6 protein-coding genes are annotated in these 7720 nt (G+C 62.8%); 2 read left to right on the top strand and 4 right to left on the bottom strand.

Features of this window, described 5'->3' with window-relative positions:
* Positions 1 to 123: 123 nt before the first annotated feature.
* The 4 genes from BRA49_RS10640 to BRA49_RS10625 all read right to left on the bottom strand — a co-directional run bounded on the left by BRA49_RS10640 (position 124) and on the right by BRA49_RS10625 (position 4070).
* Positions 124 to 552, bottom strand: a complete 429-nt coding sequence (locus BRA49_RS10640) for a nuclear transport factor 2 family protein (protein ID WP_292385939.1) — start codon at positions 550 to 552, stop codon at positions 124 to 126.
* Between the two features lie 52 nt (positions 553 to 604).
* A complete protein-coding gene (locus tag BRA49_RS10635) occupies positions 605 to 2473 on the bottom strand; it encodes a molybdopterin biosynthesis protein (RefSeq protein WP_292385937.1) in 1869 nt (622 codons plus the stop codon).
* A gap of 97 nt (positions 2474 to 2570) precedes the next feature.
* Positions 2571 to 3398, bottom strand: a complete 828-nt coding sequence (tsaA, locus tag BRA49_RS10630) for a tRNA (N6-threonylcarbamoyladenosine(37)-N6)-methyltransferase TrmO (protein WP_292385934.1) — start codon at positions 3396 to 3398, stop codon at positions 2571 to 2573.
* Between the two features lie 30 nt (positions 3399 to 3428).
* A complete protein-coding gene (locus BRA49_RS10625; protein WP_292385932.1) occupies positions 3429 to 4070 on the bottom strand; it encodes an FmdE family protein in 642 nt (213 codons plus the stop codon).
* 319 nt (positions 4071 to 4389) lie between these two features.
* On the opposite strand from BRA49_RS10625, the gene fdhF reads away from it, so the two are divergent.
* Both fdhF and BRA49_RS10615 read left to right on the top strand, forming a co-directional pair.
* A complete protein-coding gene (gene fdhF, locus BRA49_RS10620; protein WP_292385930.1) occupies positions 4390 to 6459 on the top strand; it encodes a formate dehydrogenase subunit alpha in 2070 nt (689 codons plus the stop codon).
* Positions 6460 to 7698, top strand: coding sequence for a Coenzyme F420 hydrogenase/dehydrogenase, beta subunit C-terminal domain (locus BRA49_RS10615; RefSeq protein WP_292385928.1), 1239 nt, complete (start codon positions 6460 to 6462; stop codon positions 7696 to 7698).
* Positions 7699 to 7720 lie beyond the last annotated feature (22 nt).

The following is a 7720-nucleotide window of genomic DNA, read 5'->3' as shown; positions in this document are numbered from 1 at the left end:
AGCGGGAGCACCGTTAGGTGCGAGTTGCGACTCGCGAGAGGACAGGTGGTGGTAGTTCCCTGCTTCACCTGTCTTGTTTACCGCATCCGAGATCCAGACCGGCGCTCAATAGAGCAAAAATAGTTACGCCGCCGGATACGACTGCCCGGCCTCCTGGCCCTCTGCCGGGATGGAGTAGTGCAGGTGGGCAAAGATCCACGCGTGGCCCGTCCCGCGGAGCACCGCCGTCATCCGCCCGTTCAGGGTCTGCGGGACACCCCCGGCGACGAAGCGGTAGGCCATATCGGCCATGACCCAGGCGACCGTCCCCTCGGCACCGATCTGGATATCGGAGAGGTCGAGCGAGACTGTCTCCGCCTGCGCGAAGTCACGCTCGAGGTGCCGGCGATACGCCTCCCGCCCGATCGCCTTCTCGTCGGCGCCGGTTCCGAGACCGAAGAAGTCGGGAGCGGTGAAGGCCATGATGCTCTCGATATCTTTCTTCCCCGTAGCCTCCTCCAGCCGCCGGAGCACCGCCAGGATCTGGTTCTGTGTCTGTTCGCTGACTCGCATGAAGAGTAGTCTTATCGAAGGGGAGATATGCTTTTTGAGCAGGTGCGCCGGCTCAGGCCGGAAGCGCACCGCGTGAGGCTCCGTCCGGGGGTTCGGGATCGGTGCGGTCCCTTCCGGCCGCCCGGAGAAACGCCCGGAATCCCGGTGACCGGGCGGCCCGGACGAGGTTTGCAATGCGCTCGTCCGCGACAAGTTCTCTCCGGATCACCAGGTTGCACGACTCGTATCCGATCGAGGTGAACCGGAGCCCCGCCTCCTCTGCCGTGCGGGCCGGGCAGACGCCTGCATCTGCACGCCCGTTGCCGATGGCCGCGGCGACGGCCCCGTGCGTCCGCACCTCGTTCTCGTATCCGGTGACTGTCGCCGGCTCGATGCCCTGCCGGTCCAGCCACGCATCAAAGAGGACCCGTGCCGCCGTGCCCTTCGGGCGGTTGACGAACCGGAGCGTTTTGGGGTCGCCGGGACCGAGGTCGCGGGCCGAGGCGATCCCGAGTTCCGTCCGGGCCACCTGCACCCTGAGGAGCTCCGCGTCCGGCAGGTACCGGAGGACGAGGTCGTTCCAGGCAGTTCCGGTCTCCGGGAGCGATACCGTAGCAGCATGGCAGGTATTCGCCCTCAGGGCGAGCACCGCCCCGATCGTCGAGGCGTTGCAGCAGTGGAGCAGGTAGCCGGCATCCGAGAGGCAGTTACCGAGTTCCGCGAGGGCGGGATCGCGCGGGCCGACGCAGACTATCGTGCGGTCGATCGCGGAGAGCGGAACGGTGAGCCGGACGTGCACCTCCTCTCCCGCCTCGAGCCCCTCGCGAACGGCCGGGATGTGGAGGTAGCCGTTCGCCCGGACCACCGCCATCTGGATCCCGCCGCCCCGGGGATGCGGGGTCGCATAGCAGGTGCCGGCAACCCGCCCGATCGAGACCGGGACGAACTCATCGTATCCCGGATCGGACGCCAGCCGCCGTGATAACCGGACAACCAGCTCCTCGTCCGGGACCGGCGAGAGCCCCCACCAGGAAAGGAGATCCCCGGCTATCTCGCGAAGGATGGTCTGTGCGGCGACAGGGTATCCCGGCATGCCGAGGACCGGCTTGCCGTCGACCTTCGCAAGCAGCACCGGTTTCCCCGGCCTGATCGCGATCCCGTGGAAGACGATCTCGCCGAGCGTGCCGACGACGTCCCGGGAGAAGTCCCGGGTGCCGGCCGACGAGCCTGCCGAGAGGATGACGAGATCGTTCTCCGCGACGGCTTCTGCGAGCGCTTCCCGGATCAGGTCCGGGTCGTCGGGGACGATAGGGTAGCGGCGGCAGGTCGCTCCCATCCGCGAGAGGTAAGCCTCCGCCATGAGGGTGTTCGTCTCGATCGTCTGGCCGGGCGCGGGGGGAAGACCAAGGGGAACGAGATCGCTCCCCGTCGGGACGATCCCGGCACGGATCGACCGGACGGAGAGATGGGTTACGCCGTAGGTCGCGAGCGCACCGAGGTCGAACGGCCTGACCCGGTGGCCGTTCGGGAGGACGAGTTCCCCTGCACGGATATCCTCGCCCGCGTGCCGGACGTGCTGTCCGGATGCCGCGGACTTCCGGATCCGGATGGTGCCGTCCTCGTCCCAGGTATCCTCGATCATGATGACGGCGTCAAACGACGGGGGAATAATCTCGCCGGTATTGATGCGGACGCACTCCGTGAGAGGTAGAGGGCGCCGGTCCTGTGCCCCCCGGGTCTCCCTGCTTTTGACCGCGTAGCCGTCGAACTTTGCGATATCGATCTCGGGAACCGAGCGCATCGCATATACGGGCTCGGCCGTCACTCTCCCGACAGCCTCGCGTAGCGGCACGGTCTCGGCATGGTTTCCTGGGGGAAACGCCTGCCGCATGGCCGCGAGCGCTTCCGGGAGCGGGGTAAGATTCAGGTACCGGCGTGGCATACTCTTGACTCCTTGATGGGATGCCGGGACGGGTATTCTCCGGCCTCAGTCCCGGTTGTACAGGATGACCGGTCGTAAAACGGCCGGAGGTTATCATTCATCTTTCGGCTGGCGACGGGGAGCGAAGCTCGCAATCGAAGAGCGAAGACTCGCTGCATGCGAGGATCTCCCCGGTGTCTTCCGGCACGGTCCGGAGACGGAAGATCACCTCCCTCTCCGGACCGGCGACGACATAGCAGTCTCCTCCCGAACACCGCAGCCGGCGGTTTCCAGGGCGCGCGCCGGTGATCCCGATGAATGCGTCGGCGATACAGGGATCGGTGCCGAGCGTGACCGAGACTCGTGGATTCCGCAGGTCGCTTTCAACGATACGCATCGCCGCCTCCGCCATCCGCACCGCGACCGCCACGCCCGGACAGAGTTCCCCGTGATAGTTCACGGCCTCGCGGATGAGGCCTTCCCGGTACTCGCCGGGGCCCATCTTCCGGATCTTCTCCGTCCGGTCGTGGCCGGTCGCCGAGAAGACGCAGTCCCACCCTGCCTGGTAGGGCTTGAGGTCGAGCACCGGCGTCCCGTCGATCAGGTCGACGTTTGCGAGCAGGAGGAACCGCCCTTCCCGCACACTGCGCAGCCTGACCACCGAGACAGAGAGGGGGTTCGGCCGCGCCGGGGAACGAAGGGCAAAGACGCCCTTCTCCGGGAGATCGTGGGAGACTTTCCGGGCCACCGCCTTCAGGACTCCCCGGTCCGCCTCATGGAGCCAGCAGACCAGGAGCAGGTGCGAGTTCTCCTCGATGCCGGAGAGCGCCCCGGCGTAGTCGGGATAGACCTCCACCTCGGCATCCACGCCCTGGACCGGCATATCGTTGCGGGAACGGATGCTTGAATGCACGAGCCCGATAGGGACGAGTTCCATGCGGTGCATGCTGCGGCGACGGGGATTAAGCCCTTTCTCTCAGTACGCTACCTTCTCGTAGTAGGACTGGGACCGGCAGTCGGAGCATGCCCCGTTGACGAGCATATGGTCGGGGACCATCTCGCCGCAGATGTTGCAGATCGCGGATCGCCAGGGCCACTTCTGGGGAACTTTCACCCGTACGTTCTCGCAGGAGAGGAAGTCGCGTCCTGCGTCGATGATCTCGTCGATCAGCGCGATGCCGCGGGTTCTCGGGTCGAAGAGGGGGTCTTTGGTGTACCACAGGGCGAACGTCGGGTACCGTCCGATCTTCTCGCCGTCGACGAAGATCCGGATCCCGTTCACGTACGGGGCTTCGGCCGGGCCGTTCATGGTGATGGCGAACTTCCCGATCGGGAGCACCCGGAGGCGGTGGTTGCCGGTCGTGCAGTGAGCGATCACCTGCAGGGGGTCGGGCAGGCACTTCATGGTCTCGCAGACGGCGTAAACCTTCTCGTCGTTAGGAGGGTTCAGGAGTTCCAGGGCATAATCCACCATATAGACCCCGACCAGGAGCCCGGGGGCCGCAAAGGTGTGAAATTCGATGCATCTCCGGAAGTGATCGATTAACTCCGGGGTGGAGCCTTTCGACCTGAGCCGGGCCTCGATGTCCTCCCATGTGTGATTCAGTCTCGGTTGCATGGAAGAGTATTTAGTCAAAGGTAGTAGTAAATATTTTGGCCAAGTAAATAATATTTAGTTAACTCATTTGGGGCAGATACGGCATATTACCAATTTAACATCGTATTATCGCATAATAAGGAACATTGTCGAGACTACATTGTATACAGGGATTATGGGTTTATTGATATCAATTATACGACCTAATATATTGGCTATAGTTAATGCAATAAGTTTAAATTTATATACTATCGAGTTGAGTAAACCTAATGTGAGCATGTCCATCCATTCCTGGCATGCTTGGCAACCGACGTTGAATGCAACAACCGGGAGAATGTGAATGACAGAAACCAGTGGAAAGTTACGCTACGTTCCCACGACCTGCCCCTATTGCGGTGTAGGGTGTGGACTCAACCTTGTGGTGAACGACGGCAAACTCGTAGGGGTCGAACCTCTCAAGAGGAGCCCGATTAACGAAGGAAAACTCTGCCCCAAGGGAGTCACCTGCTGGGAGTTCGTGCAGAGCCCCGACCGGCTGACAAAGCCCCTCATCAAGAAGAACGGCAAGTTCGAGGAGGCAACCTGGGACGAGGCCTATGACCTGATCGCCTCGAAGTTCAAGGAGACCAGCGAGAAGTACGGACCGAAATCGCTCGGTTTCCAGGTCTCGTGCCGGACCCCGAACGAGGAGTGCTACATCATGCAGAAACTCGCGCGGGTGGCCTTCAAGACCAACAACATCGACAACTGCGCGCGCATCTGCCACGGGCCGTCCGTCGCGGGGCTCTCGCTCTCATTCGGCTCCGGTGCCGCGACGAACCCCTTTGAGGATGTCCTGAACGCGGACGTCATCTTCATGATCGGCGCGAACACCATCGAGGCGCACCCGCTCGCCGGCCGCCGGATTGTCCAGGCCAAGAAGGCGGGCAAGAAGATCGTCGTCTGCGACCCGCGCTACACGCCCACGGCGCGCCTCGCCGATGAGTGGGTCCGCTACAACCCCTCGACCAACATCGCCCTGATCAACTCGATCATGTACTGGATCATCCAGGAGAACCTCCATGACAAGGAGTTCATCGAGAAGCGGACGAGCGGGTTCGACGAATTGAAGAAGACCGTCGAGAAGTATGCCGAGGTCGAGTCGATCACCGGCGTTCCGACCGAGCGGGTCAAGGAGATCGCCCGGATATACGCCAATGCCAACAACGCGGTGATCATCTACTGTCTCGGCATCACGGAACTCTCGACCGGCACGGACAACGTCCGGTCGCTTGGAAACCTCGCGATGCTCACCGGCAACGTCGGCAGGCCGGGAGTCGGTGTCAACCCCCTCCGTGGACAGAACAACGTCCAGGGCGCCTGCGACATGGGTGCGTATCCGAACGTCTTCTCCGGCTACCAGAAGTGCGAGGACGACGCCACCAGGAAGCGCATGGAAGAACTCTGGGGTGTCACCGGGCTTGCAAGCGAGTACGGCGTGACCCTGACCGAACAGATCACCCAGTGCGGCGACCCGATAAGAGCGATGTACATCTTCGCGTTGAACCCCGTCGTCTCCTACCCCGACTCGAACCACGTGATGCGGTCGCTTGAGAAACTCGACTTCCTGGTCGTGCAGGACATCTTCATGACCGAGACGGCACAGTATGCCGACGTCATCCTGCCCGGCGCATCCTTCGCCGAGAAGGACGGGACGTTCACCAGCGGCGAGCGGCGTGTCAACCGTATCAGGAAGGCCGTCGAGACCCCGGGCGATGCAAAGGAAGACTGGCAGATCTTCGTCGATCTCGCCCACAAGCTCAATCTCAACGGCTTTGACTTCAACTCGCCGGAGGACATCTGGGACGACATGCGGCGGGTCACCCCGTCGATGGCCGGCATCTCCTACGAGAGGATGGAGAAGCCCGAGTCCGTCCACTGGCCCTGCCCGACCCTCGAGCACCCGGGAACTCCCATCCTGCACCGCGAGAAGTTCTCGTCGGCCGACGGTCTCGGACACTTCTTCGGTCTCGAGCACCGGCCGCCCGCGGAGGTCGCCGACGCCGAGTATCCGTTCACTCTGATGACCGGACGTCTGATCTTCCACTACCACACCCGGACCCAGACCGGCCGGGCGAAGATCCTCCACCAGGAGGTGCCGGAAGCCTACGTGCAGATCAACAACGAAGATGCAGCACGGCTGAAGATCCAGAACGGAGAGAAGATCCGGCTCCGGGGCAGGCGCGGGCAGGCAGAGGCTCTTGCCAGGGTGACCGATGAGGTCGCGCCCGGGGTGCTGATGATGACGATGCACTTTGGCGGGGTTGGATCTGTGAACCAGCTGACGAACACCGCTCTCGACCCGCTCTCCAAGATGCCGGAGTTGAAGCACAGTGCGGTTGCCGTCGAGAAGATCACGGGGGTGCAGTAAATGGCAGGAAAAGGAGATATGGTATACGCCTGGACGACGAGCCCCGATATCGCCAAAGTGGCGGAATGCGGCGGCGCGGTGACCGGGCTCCTCAAGTATGCTCTGGAAAACAAGATCGTCGACGCCGTGCTGGCGGTGAAGAAGGGCGTGGACCTCTACGATGCGGTCCCCACGATCATCACCGACCCCGCCGAGATCGCCCAGACGGCAGGCTCGCTCCACTGCGGGACGCTCCTGCTCTCGAAGCTGATCAAGAAATACCTCGACGGCGCCGGGGAGATGCGTCTTGGGGTGACGGTGAAGGGTTGCGACGCGATGGGCCTCTATGAGCTCGCGAAGCGCAACCAGGTCAACCTGGACAACCTCCTGATGATCGGCGTCAACTGCGGCGGCTCGGTCAGCCCGGTCCTCGCCCGGAAGATGATCCGCGAGAAGTTCGGGGTCGACCCCAACGACGTCGTCAAGGAAGAGATCGACAAGGGCCAGTTCATCATCGTCACGAAAGACGGCCAGCACAAGGGCATCTCGATGGACGAGCTCGAGGAGGAGGGCTTCGGCCGCCGCAGCAACTGCCGCCGCTGCAAGATGAAGGTCCCGCGCCAGGCGGACCTCGCCTGCGGCAACTGGGGCGTCATCGGCGATAAGGCCGGGAAGGCCACGTTCGTCGAGGTCTGCTCCGAGAAGGGTGCAAACCTCCTCGATGCGGCCGTGAAATCCGGAGCGATCGCAACCGAGCCCGCGAACCCCAAGGGAATCGAGATCCGCGGCAAGGTCGAGAATGCGATGCTGAAACTCGGCGACAAGTGGCGGGCCCGCTACTTCGAGGGACTCGGCGAAGGGAAGGAGCGCCTCCAGAAGATGATGGAGGACTCGAGCCGGTGCATCAAGTGCTACGCCTGTATCGAGAACTGCCCGATCTGCTACTGCAACGAGTGCAGCACGAAGAAGGAATATCTGGTGCCGCCGGGCGTGCTTCCCGTGCCATTCATGTTCCACCTGATCCGGTTCGCGCATATCTCCGACTCCTGTGTCAACTGCGGCCAGTGCGAGGAGAACTGCCCGATGGAGATCGCGAACTCGCTCTACATGCACGCCCTGCAGACGGATATGGAGAGGATGTTCGGCCACAAGCCGGGTGTGGATATGGATCTCCCGGTGCTTGCGCTCGTTGAGGAGCAGGCCGAACGCCAGCGCCTCTTTGAGACCGGCAGCGACCAGATCTACGACGTGTTTAAGTAACGACGCGTGCCCCTCGGGGCAG

This window comes from Methanoculleus sp. UBA430, assembly GCF_002506585.1.
Taxonomy (GTDB): Archaea; Halobacteriota; Methanomicrobia; order Methanomicrobiales; family Methanoculleaceae; genus Methanoculleus.
This window is presented reverse-complemented; position numbering and strand designations above follow the sequence as displayed.